This window comes from Variovorax sp. SG517 (genome assembly GCF_013376045.1).
Taxonomy (GTDB): Bacteria; Pseudomonadota; Gammaproteobacteria; order Burkholderiales; family Burkholderiaceae_C; genus Variovorax.
This window is the reverse complement of the sequence record NZ_JABMJG010000012.1, coordinates 64,910-89,778: the sequence shown is the minus strand read 5'-3', so window position 1 is coordinate 89,778 and position 24,869 is coordinate 64,910. Positions and strand designations below refer to the sequence as shown.

Annotated in this window: 10 protein-coding genes; 2 read left to right on the top strand and 8 right to left on the bottom strand. The window is 65.5% G+C overall.

Going from position 1 to position 24,869, the window contains the following annotated elements; genetic code table 11:
* Positions 1-2 precede the first annotated feature (2 nt).
* From FHT32_RS30140 to FHT32_RS30105, 8 genes are all read right to left on the bottom strand, one after another.
* Entirely contained in the window at positions 3-674 is a 672-nt protein-coding gene (locus FHT32_RS30140) for a hypothetical protein (RefSeq protein ID WP_176668223.1), read from the bottom strand.
* A gap of 46 nt (positions 675-720) precedes the next feature.
* Positions 721-2,436 (bottom strand): ShlB/FhaC/HecB family hemolysin secretion/activation protein, encoded by a 1,716-nt coding sequence (locus tag FHT32_RS30135; protein ID WP_176668222.1) that lies wholly within the window; start codon positions 2,434-2,436, stop codon positions 721-723.
* 73 nt (positions 2,437-2,509) lie between these two features.
* Complete coding sequence (locus FHT32_RS30130; RefSeq protein ID WP_176668221.1) at positions 2,510-3,073, bottom strand: hypothetical protein; 564 nt, start codon at positions 3,071-3,073, stop codon at positions 2,510-2,512.
* A complete protein-coding gene (locus FHT32_RS30125) occupies positions 3,070-11,943 on the bottom strand; it encodes a filamentous hemagglutinin N-terminal domain-containing protein (RefSeq protein WP_256099222.1) in 8,874 nt (2,957 codons plus the stop codon). Before FHT32_RS30125 ends, FHT32_RS30130 begins: the two co-directional genes overlap by 4 nt.
* Before the next feature lie 275 nt (positions 11,944-12,218).
* Complete coding sequence (locus FHT32_RS30120; protein WP_019656032.1) at positions 12,219-13,175, bottom strand: alpha-E domain-containing protein; 957 nt, start codon at positions 13,173-13,175, stop codon at positions 12,219-12,221.
* A 13-nt stretch (positions 13,176-13,188) separates the two neighbouring features.
* The gene (locus FHT32_RS30115) at positions 13,189-14,685 is read right to left on the bottom strand and encodes a circularly permuted type 2 ATP-grasp protein (protein ID WP_176668219.1); all 1,497 of its coding nucleotides are present in this window, start codon (positions 14,683-14,685) and stop codon (positions 13,189-13,191) included.
* 98 nt (positions 14,686-14,783) lie between these two features.
* On the bottom strand, positions 14,784-15,644 hold the full coding sequence (locus tag FHT32_RS30110; protein ID WP_176668218.1) for an oxepin-CoA hydrolase, alternative type: 861 nt from the start codon (positions 15,642-15,644) through the stop codon (positions 14,784-14,786).
* 160 nt (positions 15,645-15,804) lie between these two features.
* Positions 15,805-18,252: a DNA internalization-related competence protein ComEC/Rec2 gene (locus FHT32_RS30105; RefSeq protein WP_176668217.1), complete on the bottom strand. Its 2,448-nt coding sequence runs from the start codon at positions 18,250-18,252 to the stop codon at positions 15,805-15,807.
* Positions 18,253-18,393: 141 nt separating this feature from the next.
* On the opposite strand from FHT32_RS30105, the gene FHT32_RS30100 reads away from it, so the two are divergent.
* Positions 18,394-21,924 (top strand): DUF2126 domain-containing protein, encoded by a 3,531-nt coding sequence (locus tag FHT32_RS30100; RefSeq protein ID WP_176668216.1) that lies wholly within the window; start codon positions 18,394-18,396, stop codon positions 21,922-21,924.
* Between the two features lie 63 nt (positions 21,925-21,987).
* On the top strand, positions 21,988-24,756 hold the full coding sequence (locus FHT32_RS30095) for a circularly permuted type 2 ATP-grasp protein (protein WP_176668215.1): 2,769 nt from the start codon (positions 21,988-21,990) through the stop codon (positions 24,754-24,756).
* Positions 24,757-24,869 lie beyond the last annotated feature (113 nt).

Below are 24,869 nucleotides of genomic sequence, written 5' to 3'. Positions count from 1 at the left end.
GTTCAAAAGGCCGAGGAAGATTGCGACGCGCGAGTCATCTTCACCGACATCTCCGCATGTTTGATCCGCGGCCCCAGGCGACTGAGTACTTCTTCGGTGACGAATGTCTGCGCATCCATGTTCTTGGGATCGGATCGCAACTCGACGAGTATCGAGCGCACCGGCTGCGCAGGCCCCGGGCCACTGGACGGGATGTAGATGAACAAGGGTGCCTGGCTCTTCACCATCGTCGGCGCCGGCGGCGCCCGGAACATGGGCACCGCACCTGCGGTTCGCTGCATGTGGGGGTCATGGGCTGCAACGATCTGGTCGCCTTCGCGCTGCGGATACGGCGCCACCTGACTGACTTCAACATCAGCCAACGGGCTCATCTGCCCAAAAACATCGTCGCCTGCAAGAACCGTGGTGTCGACCGAGCCTTCGACGATCTTGAACGCTGGCGCGCCAGCCTCTTTCGCGATCTGCGCGGTGCGATAGAGCACGAACGCATCGGCCCATCGCAAGGGCGTGCGTGACGAACCCGTGAAGCGCACCCGATACAGCTGGTCGGATAACTTGCTGCTTGCATAGCCGAAGTTGTTTCCTCCTGCCCCGGCCTCCCGGTATTGCGTTGGAGCGACACAGGCAGTCAATGCAACTGCTGCGACCAGCGTTGCAACCATCTTCGTGGACATGAGTTTTCTCCCTGAATACTGAGCAGTTGATCTGTTGCGATGTGATTCAGAAGCTTGCATTGAGATTGAAGCCCAGCGTGACCTTAGCAGTGCGATAGCCCTCTGGCTTGCTGATCGGCGCGCCAACGAAGAAGTCGTAGCTCAGCTTGCTCCACTGGCCGCGCATGCCGATGACGGCCCCGGCCAGGCTGCGGCCGAGCAGGTCGACCGTCGAGCGGCCACCCACGTGGCCATAGTCGGCACCGACGTACAACTCCGCCCCGCTTTGACCCACGGCCCATCCGATGTCGTTTCGGATGAGCCAGCCGCGCTCGCCCATCAGGCTCGTCTCGCCATCGAAGCCACGCACCGTATAGCGTCCGCCGATGGCGAAACGATCCTGAGGCGTCAGCGGCGTGCGGTTCCATTGGGCGCGGATCAGGCCGGAGTAGCGCATCTTCTGCTCGCCGAGCTTGAACGGCGCGTTGAGGCTGATGTCGGCGGTGTAGAGCTTCAGCCGCGAGGTGCCTTCGCCGAACTCCTCTTCCGGCGCGGTGCGCGAGCCGAAGCCGCCGGTGCCGCGCTTGTAGGCCAGCGTGCCTTCGAGCGTCGCCTCACCGATGTACTCCTTGTGATTGAGGCTGAGCTCCCAGCCACCGACCACGCGGTGCTGGACCTCGACCTCGGTGTCGTCGACGAAGTTGCGCGACTCGCGGCGCCAGCCCTTGATTGCCACGGTGGTCTTTCGGCTCTGGTCGCGGTAGACGAGGCGCGAGAGCTTGACCTCGGCGTTGTTGGTCTTGCCGGCGTAGACGTAATCCTGGTTCAGGCCGGCCACGCTCTGGTGGTACTGACTGTTCGAGGCCGTGAGGCCCAGCAGCCAGTAGCCATAAGGCAGTGAGTAGTGGACGGTCTGGCCTTCGGTGCCCTTGGCCGGGTCGCCGAAGACGTGGTTGTTGATGTTGTGGTTGGCGCTAACGTAGAACAGGTCGTTCAGGCCGAAGGGGTTGTCCAGGGACAGGGTTGCGCCGGCCTGATAGCGGCCGGTGGCTTCGGTGCCGCTGTCGTCTAGGCTGAGGGTGACTCGCCACTTCTTTGATTGAACGTACTTGACGACGAGGTCGCTGTCGCCGGGCTTGGCGTTGGGGGCTGTTGAAGGCTCGATCTGGATGTCGGCTTCGGCGGTGGGGGCGCGCTTGAGGTTCTCTAGGCCTTGTTCGATGTCGCGCAGGTTCAGGAGATCACCTGGGCGCGCGGGAACGGCCGTGGCCAGCAAGGCGGAACTGCCGAGCAGCGTGGATGAAGAATCGGACGTCGTCCGAATCGCCGCGATACGGCCTGGCACCAACGAGAGGGTCAGCGTGCGGGTCGACAAGTCTTGCGGCGCGGCTAATACACGGGTGGTGACGAAGCCGCGTGCGATGACAGCTTGCTGCGCACGAGCGAGCACGACGTTGACGCCGGCCGTGCCGAGGCATCGGCCGACCGGAGAATCGTTGCCTTCGGGGCCAGACAGATCAGCAACGGCCCACTGGAAGGGTTCGGACTGCTCGCCGACCAGCAACACACGGTTAATGCGGAAGCACGGGGACTCGGATTCGGGGATGCGCTGCGCGGGCACTGGCGGTGCAGCTTGTGGACGCTGATCGACGGTGCGCTCATTCTGCTCACGCAAAGCGCGTTCGCGTTCTTGCTGGCGTTGCTGCTCGACAAAGGGCTGTGGTGTGCTCGGCACTTGGGCTTGCACAGATAGATGACTGCCCAGCAGCGCTGCGGCCAGCACAGCGTGCGAATTTACTTGCAAAATTTCCCCCTGTTTATTTTCTAATTCACCTCCTTACGCAATCCAGAAGGTTTCAATATATAGGATGGCGCCTAAAGAATGAATCGACGCCAACCTCTCCAATATCTACGGCTTCCGCATCTGGCAGTCGATCAGCTAGTTGCAATGAAAATGAGAAATCACCCAGATCAGAGTTGCCCGGAAACCCACCAAGAAACCAGTTGAATTCTCCAGAGTGAAAAATATCTTTATCGCTCATCGCGGCAGCCACTCCGAGGGCTGTTGACAACTGCAGCAAGGTTGTCGCCGAGTTTTTCATTCTAATATCGGGAACCGAAACCACTGGAGGCCGCTCTTGTTCTTCGGAAAAGAAATAGCTTGAGTCCATTATTGACAAATTTATAGACTGTTTTAAAAAAGAATTTTCCCAAACCCCGTACCAGACTCCAGCCTTGTCGCGAAAAAAATCCTCATCAACGGCCCACCTGTATTTTCCATCGCCCAACTCATTATGAACGGAGATCGCAATGGAGGTGCCAGAGTATCCACTTAATTTTTTGAAGTACGCGGCAATGCAATGGGAGATTTTCGAAATTTCGATCTCACGAAATGGATAAATATTCAAGGAGGTGCTCATTGCTTTTTCCAGGTACTTGGCAAACCTGCACTGGCGGCTGCCTTGCCATTAGAGTCAAGTGTAATGGTTACAAATCCATCGCTGGTATTGACGATGATCTGATTTACAGAACCTCTCGACAACAAGGTGGTAGCCTTTGTTCCATTTTGAGTGAAATCAATCATGGACTGGGAGTTCAGCAAGGGGGCATCCACCGCCACAGTAATTCCATTCATGTTGTATTTAAGGCCAGTATCCACCGTACTACCAACCTGGGTAAGCACGGCATTGGGACTTCCCAATCGACCTGCGCCTCCTTTCAGGCTTACTGGGACCTTGCTGCCGTCAGCAAGAATCAAAGTGCCATCGATTGCTGGATAGTCTGTCCCGGTGTGAACGATCCCATTTATGGATTCGCCAGGAATGGTTGCACGAACACCTTCCCATCCAGAGCCATTGGCAGCCGTTGTCCAAAGCGAGGCTTGTGCGAGCTCGCTCGCACTCATATTCCCTCGGACAATGGTAGGTGCGGAAGGCGTGCCATTCCCTCCATTGAGTGCGGGTCGACCAATTGATCCGATTTGTGGCGGTTCGGTGCTAACCACAGGATTGGTCGGCCCTTTTATCGTAGTACCTGTTGGTACGAATTCGCCCGTTACAGGGTCGATGTTGCCAATGACGGCGCCATTTCCACCGGAGCCCCGCGAGAATCCTGGTGGAAGATCATCGACGACACCGGTGGTCGTTGGTGTCGTTGGTGCCTTGACTGTCGTGGTGGTGGGCGCTCTCAGGCTGGCAATCTTCGACACCCCTGCCGCTGTGACGGCGCCAGTCGCCATCAAGATTCCCACGCGCTTTGCCCGTTCCTTGATGGCCTGATCGACCGCTCCATCGCAGGCAGAAGCCGACATCCCGACGCAGTACTCTTGCCTGAAAACCGCGACCTCCTGTGCCTGCTGAACATCCGTGCCAAACAAGCTCTGCGCGCCCTTTACGGAGCTGTAGTCGTTGACGTTGTTCTGCCGCCCCTGGAGCACCCTGGAAATATCCCCATATCCCACAGGGATCGCGGCATCCACTTCGGCAGCGGTTGCTGCCTTCGATTCGAGCGCTTTCACACAGGCCGCATCGCCCGCAGCGATGCACTTTTGCACCGCGTCGATGTTTGCGCTCGAAAGCCCCAGGTACTTCTGTGTAATGGCCCGCATATCGCTCTCAGAGCAACCGCCAGGCTTGTTCGCGCACTCAGCAAAATCACCCTTCATGGCTAGCACTTGGCCATGCATCAGGAAGTTGTTCTCGGCCGAGTTGGCGCCCGCAGCCGCTGCGATATAGATCGAGCTTGGGCTACCGCCTACCAACGCTCCAACGACGCTGCTCATCACTGTTGCCGCCTGGAGCGTCTGCTCGGCCAGCCTGGGATCGCCCGTGGGATTGAATGCGGTGGCCGTCAGTTCGCCCACGACTGCACCGATGGCCCCTGCCGCACATCCGTCACCGCTGCTGCCACCAGCACCTGCTGAAGCTCGGCCAGCGCCCACCAAACAGCCAAGAATGGCGTGCGCGACCTGCTGACCATACACATTCAGGGTGTCGTTGACCCGCAAATTCCCAATCTCGTTGGCTCCTTGCGCCGCGACGGTGTTCAGAAGCGCAGTCGCGATGGCGGTACCTAGTTCGTTCTCCAAGCTCGTGCCGTTGATTGCACTGCGCACCACCGCGCTTGCTGTGCCATTGATTAACTGGCGCTGCAACTGGTCGGTGAAGAGCGCCTTGCCATTCGTTGCCGTCCGGAGGTTGTCCGGCAGTACACCCTCGACGCTCAATCCTTCGATGGCACCGGCCGTAACCATGGCAGTGAGGATGTTCTTGACGCTCTGGCTGCTGCCCAGCTCCTTGAAGACCTTGCCGAGGTCGCCGTCGTTGTTGACGAAGGAGACCGTCGCCTGGCTTGCAATCGCGGTGATACCGGCCTGCATCGCTGCCGAAGCAATGGTGGTCGTCGTTGCCGACAGTCCCATTGCCCCTGCGATGCCGGTCCCGGTGGTCGTGGCTGTACCGGCGGTCCCGACTGCTGCGGAGCCGGCTCCTGCGGTCGCCACCCCCACCACCACACTCACGATAGCTGCCGCCACAGGCCCCATGCTGGTTTGGCTCTGGGCCCACTTCTTGTGTTCCTCCTGCACCCGCTGCCACTCGATGCTGTTGGCAAGAGCCGGATCGGAAGTGAGCTGATTCACCCATGCCATGCCGGGCTGCTTGGCCAGTTCGGAAAGACTGGCGTTCTGCCCCAGTTGCGCCGTCACCCCGCCACCGGCCTTGATGCTCGTGTTCAGTGCATTGAACAGGTTGTACTGGCTGGTCTCGTCCGTGTGGCCCGCGCTCTTGGCCGAGACCCAGGCGCCATCGCCATCGGTTTCCGAGCCGCTGAAGGCGCTGGTCGTCTTCTGGGTGAGCAAATTGAGCTTGCCGCCCGCGTCGATGTTCAGGTTGTCCGCATTTGCTTCGATGGCGCTGAGCGTCATGTCGCCACCGCTCTTGAGCTGGACGTCCTTGCCCGTGAGCGTGGTGCGCGCGAGTGTGGTCTCCTGGCTGTCGGCGTTCGAGCTGGAATGACTCAGGCCATCTTTCTGCGCATCCGTCGTGGAGGCTGAAGCCGAGTTCTCCCCCGCGATCAAGCTGAGCTTGTCGCCTGCGCTCAAACTCAGCGTCCCGCCAGCGCTCAGGTTTCCTGCCACCGCCGTGAGATTGCGTCCGGCGCCGATACCCACATTGCCCGCGCCACTGATCGTGGTTCCGACTACCTTGCTTGTCTCATCCTTGCGCGTGTTGTCGGAACTCCAGCGAATGTCATCCGTGCGACTGGTCGTCACGGTACCCAGATTCACGTCACGCCCCGCAACGATCGTTGCATCTCCCGCGCTCTTGATCTCGGCGCCGATCAGATTGGCGTCGCGCACCGCTACAACGTTGAGACTTCCCCCCGGGTTCGTGACGTACAGCCCCGCCACCCGGTCCAGCGTCGTGGCGCTGAGGTTCACACCGCTGTCGGCGCTCGAACGCGCCAGCGGCCCCGTGTCGCTCTTCGAATCGCGGGTGGTCGTCACGACGTTGATGTCGCGCCCCGCGATGGCTGTCAGGCTCTTGCTCGCATCGATCTGCGCGCCGATGACATTGATATCGGTCCTGGCGGACACCGTGACATCCTCGCCGGTGATACGCCCCGCGAGGTTGTTGATGTTTTCCGCCGAAAGTGAGACCGCGTGACGGCCTGCAATCGTGCCTCCCGAGTTCGTCAGATCGCCCGAGAAGCGCATATCCACACTGCCGCCTGAGAGCACCGCGCCGGAACCATCGATGTCCCCCGGCTTCACGCGCACATAGACCTGCGGCACCAGCACGCGCTGCGTGCTGCCGTCGGGCAAGGTCACCGTCTGCTCGACCAGCCAGACGATGTCGCTCGTGAGCTGCGCCATCTGCGCGGCCGTCAGCGCCACGCCCACGCGCAGTCCGTACTGCTGCGCGAATGCGGCCCCGGCGTTCATGAGGGCCGCGTACTGGGCGTCGTCGCTGGTGAACCCATCCAGGTAGCGGTAGCCGGTCAACTGAGCAACTTGCTCGCGGATCAGGCGCTCCTCGTAGAAGCCGTCGCCTAGCCGCTTGAGAGTGGTGCTCGGATCGAGTCCGAGGTTGTTGAGCAGGTAGTCGCTGGACAGCCAGTTGCGGTAGTTGGCGAACCGGGGATCGGTTTCGATCAGGTAGCGGCTCGACGGATCGGCCAGCGTCCTGAACAGGCTCGCACTGGGGACCGAGACGTTCGGTACGCTGGTGCGAACGATCGTGGCGCCGGAGGTGCCCGTCGTGTTGCCAGGGCCACTGTTCGCCGGCACCTGAATGATGGGGTTGACGATGGCGCTGCCAGCAACACCGCCAGCCGCTTGGGGACCCGTTCCGGTCTGCCCCACCGACAAGGCCCCCGTACCCGGCTTGCTCACGGCAACCGCGACATTGCCCTCCTGGCGAGCTGCGGCCAGCGTGACCGTGGAGTTGGTCGTCAGGTTGTATGGCGCGATCTGGTCGACGCGCACATCGTCGCCGGAGTGTGCTTCAACGTAGCTGTGCGAAACCGTGCCGGTCTGCACGGTGGGGGCGTCGACGGTCAGCCCCTTGTTGACGATGGTGCCGCCCGCGACCGTCAGCGCGCCGCCGGCCAGGATCTGGCTCATGTCGTTGACGCCGCTGCCCACCGCGATGTTCATCGCGCCGCCCGCGATGATCTTGCCCGGCGCGGAGCTTTGCAGGACCGGCGTGGACGTGGTGACGGTGTAGACGTAGGCGTCGTAGGTCGACGCCATGCGTCCGGGCTCGTACTCGGTGCCGGTGAGCGCGACATACCCGGCGATGGTGTGGATGAATTTCAGCGTGGCCTTGTCCAGCGCGGCGTGGGCCTGGCGGTAGTCCTGCCACTGGTCGTACTCGGCCTGGGTGACCGGGTGGTCGAAGGGAATCCACTGGTCGTGGTTGGTTTCATCGCGGACCATGACGCCAGCCTGGCCCACGGTCATGTCCGGATACTTCCGGCCAATGAAATCCATGGGGAGATCGACGCCGGGCGCCGTGACGCCGAAAGTCGCCCAGATCGGGTCGGTGCGCGAGTACCAGGCGCCCGCCACGTTGGTAGTGTCGCAGGCGGTGCCTTCGCCGCCGCCGCACGTCTGATAGCTCCGGTCCTGGCTGCTGGCCGGGCTCTGCATGTAGTAGGCGCGGAACTGGGCCAGCGGGTAGTCCGGCGAAGGCACCAGCAATCGCGCATAGGGATTGCTGCCAGCCGTCAGGGGATTTGCTGCGCTCGCGGCGGTCCATGCGTTCCAGCCGGTGTCGGGGAACTGCTGGAGGCCCCCGAAGCTGATGAGCACATCTTCGGCCTTATAGCGCGTGCCGCTGCCCGGGAGGGTGTACTCAACGACCTGCTTGCTCTCGCCCGGCTGCAGGGTCCAGGTGACACCGCCGTTGGTATTGTCGAGCGTGGTGGTCTTGATGGCGACGTCGCCGGTAGCCTCGATGGTCGCGGCACGGTTGTTGACGCTGGTTGCCGTCCCGGTGGCACGGCCGAGCGCATCAAGGCTGCGACCGATGGAAAGCTTGCCGTCGCTGAAGATGAGGGCGCCGTCCTCGTTGTTGAGAGTGCCTACGCCGATGTCCAAACGCACTCGCGCGGCAATGGTGGCGGCGCTGGTAGTGGCCCCCGAGGGACCATTGACGGTCTCGGCCCGATTGTTGAGCGTGTCGACCGCAATGGAGACCTGATCGCCGTAGATGCGGCCCGTGCCGATGTTCTTGAGCGTACTGGCATCTATGCGGGTCACGATGCCGTCGATCACACCCCGGTTGGTCACGGTGCCGTTGGCACTCAGGCGAGTAGTGGTGCCCTGGATGTCGCCTGTCGCGGCGTTGTCGATGTTGGCCGCCGACAGCGACAGACCCCTACCCGCGGCGATCCGGCCGCTGTTAGAGATGTTTGCACTGGTGGTGACGCTCAGATCACGGTTGGCGATGGTCTCGCTGCCAAGCTCAAACGCAGTGTCCTTTGTCAGGCTGAGGCGCATATCGCTACGGGAGAGCAACTTGCCGGTGTTGGAGAGTGACGCCGCATCCACACTGAGAGTCTTGCCAGCGAGCATGGTGCCGCCGGAGTTGGACACGTTCAGCGTCTTCGTGACGAGATTTACGGCATTGGGATCGACGACGCTGACGGTATCGCCTGCAGAGATCAGGCCACCGGTACCGTTCTCCACCAGAGCCGTACTCGTCAGAATGGTGTTCACATCGGCGCGGACAGCGCCGGTCGTGTTCTTGACAGTCGCTGCCGTAATGGCAACGTTCTGACCTTCAATGCCTTGGTCGACACCGGAGGTGGCAGTGTTGTCGAGGCTTGCGGCGCGCACCGTGGTCTTGGCGCCCGACCGTATCAGACCGCCCGTGTTCTGGAGGTCGCCGGCGCCTGCATCAATCAGAAGGTCACTCGCTGCCAGCGTCTGGCCTGCGCGGTTGTCGTAGGTGGCCCCGTGGGTGTCGATGGAAAGCGTCGATTGACTCAGCACCACCCCTGCATCGCTGTTGACGAACTTGCCGTTGACGAATTCTCCGGTGTTGGCGCTCAGCGCATTCTTCGAGCCGATGAGGCCGGCCGTGTTATTGACGTCACCGGTCTTCAGCGTGATGGTGTCGCCGCTGACGATGCCGCCCAGGCCCTTCGCGTAGCCTGCGGCATTCGTATTGCCCAATGCGCCGCCATGCGTGTCGATGGCCATCGCGCCGCCTGACTGGATCAGACCCGCATCATTCGAGATCGCGCCGGAACTCACGTCAGCCGTGCCGCTTGCGTTCAGAGTGCCTCGCGTGTTCACTACCGCACCGCCGTGCGTGTCGACGGCAAGACTGCTACCACTGGCTTTGCCGTCCGTGTTGGTCAGGCCGCCGTTCCCAAGCACGACTGCGCCAGAAGCCAGCAGACTGCCTGAGGTGTTGTCAGTCGCACCGGTGGTCGTGACGTGAAGGTCTCCTGACACCGCGGCAATCGTTCCGGATGCGTTGTTCAAGCTCGCGGCATTGACAAGGGTGCCACTGTTGGAGCCCAGTGTGCCTCCGATGTTCGACAACGCACTGGCTGCCGCGATGCTCAACGTGCCGGGAGTTGTGACCGTCGCACTGTTGGTATTGACATCGCCCTGTATGGATGTGATGACCACGTTGCCACCGTTGGTCTTGCTGGCCGACAGATCGACACTTGCACCCTGGAGCGTCGCATTGCCTGCGGCAAGATGGGTGCCCTTGGCAACCAGCGCACCGGTGGAGGCAACGCGCAGATCGCCAGCACTGCCCAGCGTGCCGTCGCCCTTGATGCCGGCACCGAGCACGCTCGATTTGCTGCTCTGCATGCTCGCGGCCGTGATCGTTGCGTGGCGAGCGGATGTGATGTTGCCGTCATTGACGAGCGTGCCGGCGACGGCCACGCTGACATCGTTCTCGCCGCGCAACGTGCCGGCGTTCATGAATATTCCCGCCTGGACTCCCAGGTCGGTGGCCGCTTTGATCGAACCACCGCCGCCATTGACAAGTTGGCCTGTCGACGTGATCCGCACGCCGGCCTGGGCCGATTGAATGCTGCCCTTTGTGTTTTCCAGCGAGCCGGTGTGGAGCGTCAGGCCTTGATTGGAGGCCAGGGTGCCGGACGTATTGACGGTGGCGCCGGTGACGCTGGCTGCAAGCGCCCCTGCAGCCGAAACGTTGCCGCGCAGGTTGTTGACCGAACCGCCGATGGTGAAGTTTGCATTGCTGTCGCTGGTCAGCACGCCGTCCTGGTTGTTCAGGTCGCCGGAGGTGGTGATGTCCAAGCTGCCGGTGCGCAGCGTTCCCGACGAGTTGTCGAAACTGCCGAGATTGGCCAAGAAGGCCCCGGACACATTGATGGTCCCGCCCCGGTTGGAAAAGGTGGGCTGGCTGAGTGCCAGACTCGCCACGCTCAGGGTTCCGCCATTGTTCAGCAGATTCGCCGTCTGCAGCGTGATCGGGCCGCCTGCGTAGAGCTTGCCGCCGTCGTTGCGGAACGCGCCCGCAGCGTTGATGATGCCCGGTTCGATCGGCGTTGCGGCAGGCGCTGACGCGCCGCCAGGGGCCGTTCCGCCCGTCGACGTCGTAGTGCCTGTCGAGCCGCTTGATCCCGTGCCCGCGGCGGTGCCTGCGCCAGAGTTGCCGCCGTCACTGTTGCCCGTTGCTGGAGTCGATGTAGGCGGAGGCGGCGGCTCGCTGCCGATCCACCCACCCTGTGTGTTGCTGATCGTCGGTGCCGAGAGCGACAACGACGTCATGCCGGTCTGGCGGATCGTGCCCTGGTTCACGATATCGCTGCCAGTGCTGGCAAGCTGCACGCTCCGGCCTTCGAGCGTGCCGGTGTTCTCCAGGCGGCCGGAGGCGGTGACGATGAGGCTGCCGGCGCTCGCGCCGATGTTCCCGGCGTTGCGTACACCCAGGCCTTGCTCTGTACCCACGAGCACGATCTTTCCGGCGTACATGCCGCCGAGCGCGGCCACGTCGAGTGCGAAGGTCGGTGCGGCGCCGGTGCCCGCCGTAGGCGTGACCTGCGTATGGTCGGCGTTGATCTGGTTCGCGCCAGTCACAACCTTGAGGTCCGTGGCATAGATCGCCGCGTTGGCCTGCACTGCACGCGCAAGGATGGCCGCGTAGTCGGTCTTGCTGGCATCGAGGCCCGCGCCGTCGATAGTGATGGTTCCGCCACGAACCAGGAAACTGTCGAGGCCGCCGACGGCGTTGAACTGCGGCGTACCAGTAGTGAGCGTGGCACGGCTGGCATTGATGAAGCCACCGCCGTCGACGCTGATGCCCGCCGGGTTCGCGATGATCACTTCCGCGCGCTGGCCGCCCACTTCGATGTAACCGCGAAGCTGGCTGGGCGTTCCGCCGTTGACCTCGTTGAGGATGATGCGCGCCGGGCCCGTGGCCAGATTTGGGTTGCCCTGAACGAACCCACCCAGCTGGGTCTGCACGTTCACCCGGCTGTTGTTCAGGATGGCGCCGTTCGAACCGACGCTGAACTGGTTGTAGACGTTGCGCGAGACACCCGCGGCGGAAGGCGTCTGGATGTTGACCAGCGGCACGCCATTGGGTGCTGTCAGCACGGTCGGGCGAAGGTTACCGGGGACGTTCGGGGCACCGACGATCTGGGCGTGTGCGGCTCCTGCGATCAGCACGCCTGCGAGGGCGGCAGCACCTGCGGCGGTCGTCGCCCTGCTAGCGCCTTTCCCAGTGCTGGCGGCCGTTTCCTGGACCACCATGCGCATCCCTCTGGCCGCGTTGAAGACCACGCGGTGCAAGTGCCGATTCATCGCTTTTACGCTCCCTCACAGTTGTCATGCCGCAGCTTCATTTGTGACCAAATGAAAACTGAGGAGCGCGATTATGGGAGCGCGGCGCTTGCTTACAAGGTATTAATTCACGCTTTTAAACGTCTGAAAACATTCAATTCCGGCAAGTTAATTCTTATTGTTTACTTTTGGCCTTGCTGATTTAGTTGCGTCAACAATTGTCAAAAGTTGGCGCTGAGCGGAGCGGGTGTCATCTCCCGCAAGGGAGATGACGCTTTCGCATTTCAATGCGCCGGAACCAGAAAATCCTGGCTGATCCGCACCCCCAACTCATTCACCCGATCAAGGAATTGCGTGAGATACGCATGCAGCCCCGTCGCCAGAATTTCGTCGACGCGCGCATATTGCAGATCGGCCAGGAGCTTTCCGGCACGGCGCTGCGTTTCAGCGCTCTGCTCGTTCTGAACCTTCGCCAGGTTGTTGACCACCTCGACCAAGCTCGCATGCAGCGAGCGCGGCATGTCGGCGCGAAGAATGAGCAGTTCCGCCACGCGCTCCGGCTTGATCACGTCGCGGTACACCTTGCGGTAGACCTCGAAGGCCGAGACGCTGCGCAGGATCGCGCTCCAGTGGTAGAAGTCGTATTCCTGATCTTCCTCGGTGGCGGCGCCGAAGAACTCGCTGTTGAGCGCGTGGAACTTCACGTCGACCAGGCGCGCGGTGTTGTCGGCGCGTTCGAGGAAGGTGCCCAGGCGCGAGAAGTAGAAGGCCTCGTCCTGCAGCATGGTGCCCAGCGTGACGCCGCGCGACAGGTGCGAGCGGAACTTGACCCACTCGAAGAACTGGCCTGGGTCGCGCTCGAAGTCGCCCGAGCGCAGCATGCGATTGACTTCAAGCCAGGTGGTGTTCTGCGTTTCCCAGGCTTCGGTGGTGAGCGCGCCGCGCACGGCGCGTGCGTTCTCGCGGGCGGCCTTGAGGCAGGAGACGATGGACGAGGCGTTGCTCTCGTCCTTGACCATGAACTCCATCACCTCCTTGGGCGCGATCTGGTCGTACTTCTGGTTGTACCAGGGCAGCAGTTCGCTGATGGAGAGCACGCCCTGCCAGCCGTACTTGGCGACTTCGGCGGACTGCGGCAGCAGCGAGGTCTGGTAGTTGACGTCCAGCATGCGCGCGGTGTTCTCCGCGCGCTCGGTGTAGCGGGACATCCAGTAGAGATGGTCGGCGGTACGTGACAGCATCTTTCTTGTCCTTCTACGATTGGCTTTGCGACTGCTCTGCCGCGGCCTTGGGCTTGGGTGTGCGATCGGCTTCGAGGATCCAGGTGTCCTTGGTGCCGCCGCCCTGCGACGAATTGACCACCAGCGAGCCTTCCTTGAGCGCCACGCGCGTGAGGCCGCCGGGCACCATCTGCACTTCGCTGCCCGAGAGCACGAAGGGGCGCAGGTCGATGTGGCGCGGCGCGATGCCGGCGTCGACGAAGGTGGGCGAGGTCGACAGGCTCAGCGTGGGCTGGGCGATGTAGCCGTCGGGCTTGGCGATCACGGCCTTCTTGAAGTCCTCGATCTCGGCCTGCGTGGCGGCGGGGCCGATCAGCATGCCGTAGCCGCCGGCGCCGTGTACTTCCTTGACGACCAGGTCCTTCATGTTGTCGAGCGTGTACTGCAGCTCGTCCTTGTTTCGGCACATGTAGGTGGGCACGTTCTTCAGGATCGGCTGCTCGCCGAGGTAGAACTCCACCATCTTCGGCACGTAGGGGTAGATCGACTTGTCGTCGGCCACGCCCGTGCCCACCGCATTGCAGATGACGACGTTGCCGTCGCGGTAGGCGCGCATCAGGCCTGCGCAGCCCAGCGTCGAGGTGGGGCGGAACACCTCGGGGTCGAGGAAGTCGTCGTCCACGCGGCGGTAGATGACGTCCACGCGCCTCGGCCCGCGCGTGGTGCGCATGTAGACGAAGTTGTCCTTCACGAACAGGTCCTGCCCCTCGACCAGCTCCACGCCCATTTGCTGGGCGAGGAAGGCGTGCTCGAAGTAGGCGCTGTTGTACATGCCCGGCGTGAGCACCACCACCGTGGGCTCGGCCGTGGCCGGCGGCGCGCTGGCGCGAAGCGTTTCGAGCAGCAGGTCGGGGTAATGCGCGACCGGCGCGATGCGGTTCTGGTTGAAGAGCTCGGGGAAGAGCCGCATCATCATCTTGCGGTTCTCGAGCATGTAGCTCACGCCGCTGGGCACACGCAGGTTGTCTTCGAGCACGTAGTACTCGCCGTTGCCCGAGGCATCGGGGGCGCGCACGATGTCGATGCCCGAGATGTTCGAGTAGACGTTGTGCGGCACGTTCACGCCCATCATCTCGGGGCGGAACTGGGCGTTGTTCAGGATCTGCTCGGCCGGGATGATGCCGGCCTTGATGATTTCCTGGTCGTGGTAGACATCGTGAAGGAAGCGGTTGAGCGCCGTCACGCGCTGCACCAGTCCTTTTTCCATGCTCGCCCACTCGTGGGCGGGAATGATTCGAGGCAGCAGGTCGAACGGTATGAGCCGCTCGGTGCCGGAGCCGTCCTCGTCCTTGGCGCCGTACACCGCGAAGGTGATGCCGACCCGGCGGAAGATCATTTCCGCCTCTTCACGCCGCGAACGCATCACCTCACCGGGTTGCTTCGCGAGCCATTGGTCGTAGCGCTTGTAGTGCTGTCGGATCGCAGCTCCAGCGTAGGGAAGCTGCTCGTACATCTCGTCGAATTTGTGCATGGAACGACCAATCTCCTTGAACTCATAGCTTAGCAAGTTCAGGGCCAGTAGAACCCCTGATGCCGAGGCCGGAGACGGGCCGGATGATCTTTCCGCGCTCAGGCGGCGGTGCCCTCCTCGCCCCCGGCCTCGCTCGCCTCCTGCTTCTTGCGGGGCGAGAGGAATTCCTTGATGCGCTCGCCGCTCTCGTCGCTGTAGAGGCTGGCCAGGAAGGACTCGCGTTCGGCCTCCAGCTGCTCGCGCCGGCTGCGCCCGCGCGCCGAATACACGAGCTGCTTGATGCGCGCCTGCACCTCGAACGGGCCTCGCGCTAGCTGCTGCGCCCAGGCGAGGGCTGCGGCGCAGGCTTCCCCGTGCGGCACCACCTTGTTGACCACGCCCAGCTCGTGCAGCCGCCCGGCGGTGCAGGGCGTGCCGTCGAGCAGCATTTCCAGCGCGACCTGCGGCGGCAGCGCACGGGCCAGCGAATCGGTGCCGCCGCCGTCGGGCGAGAGGCCGACGTTGATGTACGACATCGCGAACTTCGCATCTTCGGCGGCCACGATGAGGTCGCAGGCCAGGCACAGCGAGAAGCCGCCGCCCATCGCCGCCCCCTCGACCGCGGCGATCACGGGCTGCGGCGCCTCCTCGATCGCCATGAGCCATTCGTGCAGCGCGTCGATGTGGCCGCGCTGCTCGGCGGCCGGCAGCTTTCGCTGGCGGGCCAGCCGCCGCAGGTCGCCGCCGCCGCTGAAGTGATCGCCCTCCCCCCGCAGCACGATGGCGCGCACCGTGCGGAAGCCCGCGGTGGCGCGTATCGCCTTGGCTGCGGTCCGGTAGACCGAGGGATTGATGGCGTTGCGCGCCTCGGGGTTGCTCAGCGTCAGGATGAGCACCGGACCTTCGCGGTGCATTTCGAGCCGCGCGCCCGACGCAGGCGCGGCGCTCGCGCTGGTGATGGCCGGAACCGCTGTCGTCATGAAACGCACCCTGCGGTCACGCCACACCGCGAACGTGGACGGTTGTACATGTTGCCCCCTTGTTGCCGAGTTGTAGTCAAGCAGTACAACGCAGGATTGATCAGCGTGGATTCATGAAAATGAATACCTTTAAGCTACTTTTGACAATTAATTCACAGTTTCAGGGGTCCGGAAGCTCCAAAGGGGGCAGGCGGTGCTGCCAATACCGGGCGCGGCGCTCGCGCTCGCAGGCCACGTCGGCGGGGCTCAGGCTGCTCCAGTGCGCGGCGCCGCAGCGGGTGTTCTCGATCAGCCGCACGCCCCGTTCGAGGTAGCGCTCGACCACTTCCCGGGCCGGATGGCCGAAGCGGTTGCGGTACCCCGCCTGCACGAGCGCGATGCGCGGCCGGACCTGGTCGAGGAAGGCTTCGCCCGAGGAAGTCTTGCTGCCATGGTGCGGCGCCAGCAGCACGTCGGCGCGCAGCAGTTGCGGCGTGCGCAGGACGAGCGCCGTTTCCTGCAGCCGCTCGATGTCACCGGCGAGCAGCGCAGCCGCGCGTCCGTTGTCGATGCGCAGCACGCACGAGACGGCGTTGGGTTTGGTGAAGCTCCTGTAGTCGCTCTCGAACGGATGCAGCACCTCGAAGCGCACGCCGTCCCAGGTCCACGACTGCCCAGCCTCGCATCGCCTTGCCGCGCGCGTCGCCTGCAGCGGATGCGCCGCCTCGATGGAACTCAGCAGTTCGGCCCCGGGCTGCATCGCGAGCACGGCGGGCGCGCCGCCGATGTGGTCGGCATCGCGATGACTCACCACCAGCGTATCGAGCCGCTCGCCATAGGCCCGCAGCAGCGGCACCAGCACGCGATGGCCCGCGTCGCTCTCGAGGCTGTAGCGCGGGCCGGCGTCGTAGAGCAGGCTGTGCGTGGCAGTGCGCACGAGCACGGCGTTGCCCTGGCCGATGTCGGCGGCGAGCAGCTCGAACTCACCCACCGCAGGCCGCGGTGCCTGCCACAGCAGCACCGGCAGGAGCAGAGGAACGCCGAGGCTGCGCAGCGACCATGGCAGCCGCATCGCCAGCAACACGCCGCCGCCCACGCCGCAGCCGGCCATCCAAAGCGGAGGCGCCGCCATCGACAGCGTGGCATGCGGCAGGCCGGCCAGCCATTGCAGCAGGAGCGCCAGCGCATGCACGGCCCAGCCCGCCACGTCCCACAACGGCGGCACCGCCACGCCGAGCATCGCCAGCGGCGTGATCACGAGCGTCACCCAGGGAATCGCCACCGCATTGGCCACCAGCCCGATCAGCGACACCTGCTGGAACAGCAGCAGGCTCAGCGGCGTGATCGCGAGCGTGATGGTCCATTGCTCGCGGAAGAGGCGCAGCAGCCGAGCGGCCGCGCCTGCCTGCCGCTCACCCGGCATTCCGGCATCGGTCGCGAAAAGCACGCCCACCGCCACGAAGCTCAGCCAGAAGCCGGCCTGCATCAGCGCCCAAGGATCGAGCGCGACCACCACGGCGGCGGTCAGCAGCCACACGTTCGGCCAGGGCCAGCGCCGCCCGGTGAGGCGCAGCAGCGCGACCGTAGCCAGCATCCACACCGTGCGCTGCGACGGCACGCCCCAGCCGCTGAAAAGCGCATAGAGCGCAGCCAGCAGCACGCCGCCGACCAGCGCCGCCTGCTGCGCGGGCAGCCGCAGCATCAGCCGGGCGCTGCGGCGCCAGAGCAGGCCGACCCCATGCGCGGCGAGCCAGGCGAACATCGTGACGTGCAGGCCCGAGATCGACATCAGGTGCGCCACGCCCGTGGCACGGAACACATCCCAGCCCGCGCGGTCGATCGCGTTCTGGTCGCCGGTGACGAGGGCCGCGATCACGCCGGCGCGGGCGCGGTCGGGCACGCGCTCGAAGATGGCGTCGCGCACGGCCTCGCGAGCCCGCTCGATGGGGTGCCGCCAGGTGGAGCCCACCAGCACCGGCGCCACGTCGCGCGTGCCGCTGCGTACATGGCCGCTGGCATGCAGGCCCTGCTCCCACATCCAGAGTTCGCCGTCGAAGCCATGCGGGTTGCGGTTGCCGTGGGGCGCCTTCAGCCGCACCGTCAGGCTCCAGCGCTCGCCCGCGTGCAGCGAGGCGACGTCGGTGGCGACCCGGGATGAGCGGCTCCAGAGGCTGGAGCCCTCGGCATACCAGCCAAGCGCGATGCGATCGGGCACGGCGGGCAGGCCCTGCGTGCCGGCATCGGCCCATCGGGCGGACTCGACATCCAGCGTGAAGCGCGTGCCGGCCTCGTTGCGCTGGGGCATCTCCGCAACGACACCCGTGACGCGCAGGTCGCGCCCTTCGATCTCGGGGGCCAGCGCACCTTCGGCATAGGCTACGGCACGCCATCCCGCGAGCCCCGAGCCGGCCATCGCCCCGCATGCCAGGGCGATCGACAGGAGCAACCTGCCCGGCGGCAGCCGCCACCACATGCCGGCCGTTGCGGCACATAGCAAACCGGCATAAACCCATGCCGGCCACAGCATCGGCTGCTGCAGTTGCAAGGCCGCTCCCAGCAGCGAACCGCCCAGCGCCGCGAACGCGCCGGCGGCGCCCACGGCCCGGCGAGACGCGCGATTCCGCGTCATCGGACAACTCCCGAAACCATGATGCAAACCCTCCCCAGACTCACGCTCAGTGGCGCGTTAATTGCTAAGCATCTCGGCTAGTATGCGTCTCACCAGAGACATCTTCTCGATGCAATCTGCCAGTACTGCACACAAAAACGCATGTCCATTCACGCCGCTCTCCACCACGTCACCCATTACAAGTACGACCGCCTGGTGCAGCTGGGCCCGCAGGTCGTGCGCTTGCGGCCCGCGCCGCATTGCCGCAGCAACGTCATCTCGTATTCGCTTCGGGTCGAGCCGGCCGAGCACTTCGTCAACTGGATGCAGGACCCGTTCGCCAACTACCAGGCGCGGCTCGTGTTTCCCGAAAAAACGCGCGAGTTCAAGGTCACCGTCGACCTCGTGGTCGAGATGGCGGTCTACAACCCCTTCGACTTCTTCCTCGAGCCACAGGCCGAGAACTTCCCCTTCAAGTACAAGCCCTCGCAGGCCGAGGAACTGGCGCCCTATCTCGTGGCCGATCCGGTCACGCCGCTGCTGCAGGCCTACCTCGACAAGATCGACCGCAAGGAACAGCGCACCATCGACTTCCTGGTCGGCATCAACCAGCAGGTCCAGAAGGACGTCAACTACCTGATCCGCATGGAGCCCGGCGTGCAGACGCCGGAAGAAACGCTCACCAACGGCAGCGGCTCCTGCCGCGACTCGGGCTGGCTGCTGGTGCAGCTGCTGCGCCACTGCGGGCTGGCCGCGCGCTTCGTCTCGGGCTATCTGATCCAGCTCACGCCCGACGTGAAGGCGCTCGACGGCCCCAGCGGCACCACGGTCGACTTCACCGACCTGCACGCCTGGTGCGAGGTGTTCCTGCCCGGCGCGGGATGGATCGGCCTCGATGCCACCTCGGGCCTGCTGGCTGGCGAGGGCCACATCCCGCTGGCCTGCACGCCAACGCCTTCGAGCGCCGCCCCCATCGAGGGCGGCGTGGACGAATCCGAGGTCGAGTTCGGCCACGAGATGACGGTCACGCGCATCTACGAGTCGCCGCGCGTCACCAAGCCCTACACCGAAGACCAGTGGGCCGACGTGCTGGCGCTGGGCGATGCGGTCGACGCGCGCCTGAAGGCCGGCGACGTGCGCCTGACCATGGGCGGCGAGCCCACCTACGTGGCCACCACCGACCGCGACGCGCCCGAATGGAACACCGACGCCCTCGGCCCCACCAAACGCGGCTACGCCACCGAGCTCGTGCACAAGCTGCGCGCCGAATACGGCAAGGGCGGCTTCCTGCACTTCGGCCAGGGCAAGTGGTATCCGGGCGAACAGCTGCCGCGCTGGGCGCTGTCGATCTTCTGGCGCGCCGACGGCCAGCCGCTGTGGCACGACCCCGACCTGTTCGCCGACGAGCGCTTTCCCACGCACTACACGAGCGAGGACGCGCGCCGCTTCACGAACCTGCTCGCGCACAAGCTCGGCCTGACCGAGCGCTACATCCAGCCGGGCTACGAGGACATCTACTACTACCTCTGGCGCGAACGCCGCCTGCCCGTCAACGTCGACCCCTTCGACTCGAAGCTCGACGACGAGCTGGAGCGCGTGCGCCTGCGTCGCGTGTTCACGCAGAAGCTCGACGCGGTGATCGGCTACATGCTGCCCATCGAGCCCGGCAATGCGAACGGTGATGCTCCCGCCCTCTCGGGCCCGGCCTGGAAGACCGGCCCCTGGTTCCTGCGCGACGACAGGCTCTATCTCATTCCGGGCGACTCGCCCATGGGCTACCGCCTGCCGCTCGACTCGCAGCCGTGGGCCAGCAAGGGCGACTATCCCTACCTGATCGAACGCGATCCCACCGCGCCGCGCGGTGCGCTGCCTAGCTCGGCCGACTACCGCGCGCGCTACGCCGTTGGCGTGGGCGGCACGGGTGAAGCGGGCGGCGGCGTCGGAGCCGACCTCGGTTCCGTGCCCTATGCCTTCGGCACGCCGCCGGTCGTGCCCTCCGCGCTGCGCATGCAGACGCCGGGCGCCGCGAGCGACGGTGAAGGCGACGCCGCGGACGACAACGACACAGCCGATTCCACCGCCACCCGCCAGCCCCGGCGCGGCGAATCGGCCCACTGGATCACCCGCACCGCGCTGTGCGTCGAAGTGCGCGATCCGCGACGCGCCAACGGCCCTGCCGCCGAGAAGAAGGGCAATGCCTCGGGCGTGCTCTACGTCTTCATGCCGCCGCTCGCGCGCCTGGAGGACTACCTCGACCTCGTCGCGGCCGTGGAAGCCACAGCGCGCGACCTGGGCGTGCGCATCGTGATGGAAGGCTATCCGCCGCCGCGCGACCCGCGCCTGAAGATGCTGGCCGTCACGCCCGACCCGGGCGTGATCGAAGTCAACATCCACCCGGCCCACAACTGGAAGGAACTGGTCGACCACACCGAGTTCCTCTACAACGCCGCCTTCGAAACCCGCCTGTCGGCCGAGAAGTTCATGACCGACGGCCGCCACACCGGCACCGGCGGCGGCAACCACTTCGTGCTGGGCGGCGCCACGCCGGCCGACAGCCCCTTCCTGCGCCGGCCCGAGCTGCTGGCCAGCCTGCTGCTGTACTGGCACAACCACCCGTCGCTGAGCTATCTGTTCTCGGGCATGTTCATCGGCCCGACGAGCCAGGCCCCGCGCGTGGACGAGGCGCGCAACGACCAGGTCTACGAGCTGGAGATCGCGCTCAAGGAAATCGCCAAGAATCGCGAGATCTACGGCCAGAACATGCCCGCATGGCTGGTCGACCGCACGCTGCGCAACATCCTGATCGACGTGTCGGGCAACACGCACCGCAGCGAGTTCTGCATCGACAAGCTGTATTCGCCCGACTCCAGCACCGGCCGCCTCGGCCTGCTGGAACTGCGCGCGTTCGAAATGCCGCCGCATGCGCGCATGAGCGTCGCCCAGCAGCTGCTCATTCGCGCGCTGGTCGCCCGCTTCTGGGACGAGCCCTACAAGGCACCCGTCACCCGCTGGGGCACCGAGCTGCACGACCGCTTCCTGCTGCCGACCTTCGTGAAGATGGACTTCGACGACGTCATCAGCGAGATGCGCCAGGCCGGCTTCGCTTTCGACGCCGACTGGTTCGCGCCGCACTTCGAGTTCCGCTTCCCGCTGGTGGGCCAGATGCAGGCCATGGGCGTCGAGCTCTCGCTGCGCAATGCGCTCGAACCCTGGCACGTGATGGGCGAGGAAGGCTCGGCCGGCGGCACGGTGCGCTATGTCGATTCGTCGCTGGAACGCATCGAGGTGCGCGTGACCGGGCTGAACGAAAGCCGCCACGTCGTCACCGTCAACGGCAAGGTGCTGCCGCTGCAGCCCACCGGCGTGACCGGCGAATTCGTGGCCGGCGTGCGCTACAAGGCCTGGAACCCGCCTTCGGCGCTGCACCCGAGCATCAAGGCGCATGCGCCGCTGACCTTCGACCTGGTCGACACCTGGATGAAGCGCTCGCTGGGCGGCTGCCAGTACTTCGTCGCCCACCCGGGCGGACGCAACTACGAGACCTTCCCGGTCAATGCCTACGAGGCCGAAAGCCGCCGCCATTCGCGCTTCACCCGCACCGGCCACACCCCCGGCCTGCTGCGCACGCCGCCGGCGACCATCGAGCTGCCGGGCAGCCGCGAATTCCCGTTCACGCTCGATCTGCGGCGCTGAGGGGACATCCGTCACACTGCCCGAACGGCCACCCCGTGACGGCAGTGTGACAATTCACCCCCTGTGGAACCTTTGAACGAATCCCTGTTCGACGCCCAGGCACTGGAATTTCCGGCGGCCCTGGCGTCGGCGCTCGCCCCGCCTGCCCTGCCCGGCCATTTCGACGAACTGCGCGGGCGGGCCACGCCGGCGGTGCCCGTCCGACCGGCGCCCGGGCCTTCGGCGGCTCCGGCCCCGGCCGCCCCGCAGCTCTACGATGCGGCGGCTGGGCAATCGCAGTCCCAGGGCTCTTCCCAACCCTCTTCTCAGGCTTCCTCCCAAGCTGCGTCCCAGTGGCAATCCCAGGCACAGACGCAGGCCCCCGCCGGCGAGCAGCCCTCGCTCACCCCCGCCTGGAACGCCTTCTTCGAACAACTCGGCCCGGGCGGCTTCAACGACCTGCCCCGGCGCGCGGCCAGCCTGGAGCGGCAGATTCGCGACAACGGCGTCACCTACAACGTGTACGCCGACGCCAACGGCCCGCAGCGGCCCTGGTCGCTCGACCTGTTCCCGCTGATCGTCTCGCCCGAGAGCTGGAGCCAGATCGAGGCCGGCGTGCTGCAGCGCGTGCGCGTGCTCGACCGCGTGATGGCCGACGCCTACGGGCCGCAGCAGCTGCTGGCCGAGGGTCTGATCCCCCCGGCGCTGGTGCGCGGCCATCCCGGCTACCTGCGCGCGCTGCACGGCGTGAAGCCGCCGGGCGACACCTGGCTGCACATCGCCGCCTTCGACCTCGCGCGCGGCCCTGACGGCAACTGGTGGGTCGTCTCGCAGCGCACCCAGGCGCCTTCGGGCCTGGGCTACCTGCTGGAGAACCGCCTCGCCATCACGCGGCAGTTTCCGCAGGCCTTCGAGGCGCTGCACGTGCAGCGCCTGGCCGCCACCTACAGCGCCATGATGGAAGGCCTGCAGCGCATGTGCCCGGCCGGCGTACCGCCGCACATCGCGCTGCTCACACCCGGCCCGTACAACGAGACCTACTTCGAGCACGCCTACCTCGCGCGCTACCTGGGCATCACGCTGGTCGAGGGCAGCGACCTCACGGTGCGCGACCAGCGGCTCTACCTGAAGACGCTGCAGGGCCTGCGCCCGGTGCACGGCCTCATCAAGCGGCTGGACGACCAGTTCCTCGACCCGCTGGAGCTGCGCCCCGACTCCACGCTCGGCGTTCCCGGCCTGCTGCAGGCGATCCGCGCGGGCAACGTGCTGGTGGCCAACATGCCGGGTTCGGCGTTTCTCGAGTCGCCCGCGCTGCTGGGCTTCCTGCCGGGGCTGGCACGCCGGCTGATCGACGAGAAGCTCATGCTGCCCGCCCTGCCCACCTGGTGGTGCGGCGAGCGCGCCGCGCTCGAGTCGGTGCTGCCGCAGCTCGGCGACTGCGCCATCAAGCCCACCTACCCCGGATTCGATGGCCGCGCGAGCTTCGACGCGGTGCTCGGCAGCCAGCTCGGCCGGCGCGAGCTCGACGAATGGGCCGGCCGCATCGTGCGCGAGGGCGACGTCCACACCGTGCAGGGCTACATGGCGCTGTCGCAGATGCCCACCTGGGCCAACGACATGGGCCCCGGCCACATCGCGCCGCGCGCGGTGATGCTGCGCGTGTTCGCGGTGAGCGACGGCGCGCAGTCGTGGCGCGTGCTGCCCGGCGGGCTGGCGCGGCTCACCGAGCCCGATGCGCAGTTCGCGTCGATGCAGCGCGGCGGCAGCAGCGCCGACGTGTGGGTGCAGACGCACGGCGAGGTCGACCGCACCACGCTGCTGCAGCCGCACAGCACGCCGGCATCGCTCGCGCGGCACCGCGCGCCGGTCACCAGCCGCGCTGCGGAAAACATGTTCTGGCTCGGCCGCTACACCGAGCGTGCCGAGAACGCCGTGCGCCTCGCCCGCCTCACGCTGAGCCTGCTGGGCAGCGAAGACCAGTCCTCGCGCCCGCTGCTCGAATGGCTGCACCGCATGGCGCTGCGCAATGCGCTGGTGCCGGCCGGCGTGCCGAGCGCGCCGCAGTCGCGCCGCGTGTTCGAGCGCGCGCTCATCGCCGAGCTGGGCGACGTGGCCCGCGGCGGCAGCGTGGGCTTCAGCCTGCGCTGCATCCGGCAGGCCGCAGCCGCCGTGCGCGAGCGCCTGTCGCAGGACACCTGGAACCAGATCGAGCGCACCGAGGCCGACTTCCTGCGCCGCTGCGCCGAGCAGGCCGACGAAGGCAGCTTCGCCGCCAGCGCCGCGCTGCGCGCCCTCGAATCCGCCAGCAACGCGCTCGCCGCCATGACCGGCGCCCAGACCGACCGCATGACGCGCGACGACGCCTGGCGGCTCTTGTCCATCGGCCGCCACATCGAGCGGCTGGGTTTCCTCGCGAACGCGCTGGAGGCCGGCTTCGACAACGGCGCGGTGCACGAGGTGAGCGGCTTCGAGGCCATGGTGGCACTCTTCGACAGCACCATCACCTTCCACGCCCGCTACCAGCAGCGCCGCGACGTCGCCACCATGGTCGACCTGCTGGTGCTCGACGCCGAGAACCCGCGATCGCTGGCCTGGGTCACGCAGACCCTGCGCGGGCGCATCGCGCGGCTGGCCGGCAGCGCGCCGGGCAAGCTGACCGCTCTTTCGTACGAGCTGCCCGACCCTGCAAGCTGGACGCTCGAGCACCTTTGCGCCGCCGGGCCCGACACCGACTACCCGGAGCTGATGAAGCTGCTCGCCGGCTGCGAGACCGCGGCCTACCACGTGTCCGACGCCATCGGCACGCGCTACTTCACGCTGACCTCGGAGTCGCTGCGCTCGGTCGGAGCCTGAACAGGTACTCCCCCATGCTTCGCGCACTTCGTGTCGCTACGCACACCCCCTCGCCGGGGGCAACGCCTGCGGCCCGGCACAGCCGGTTCCGCGGCGTTCCACGATAAGTTCAA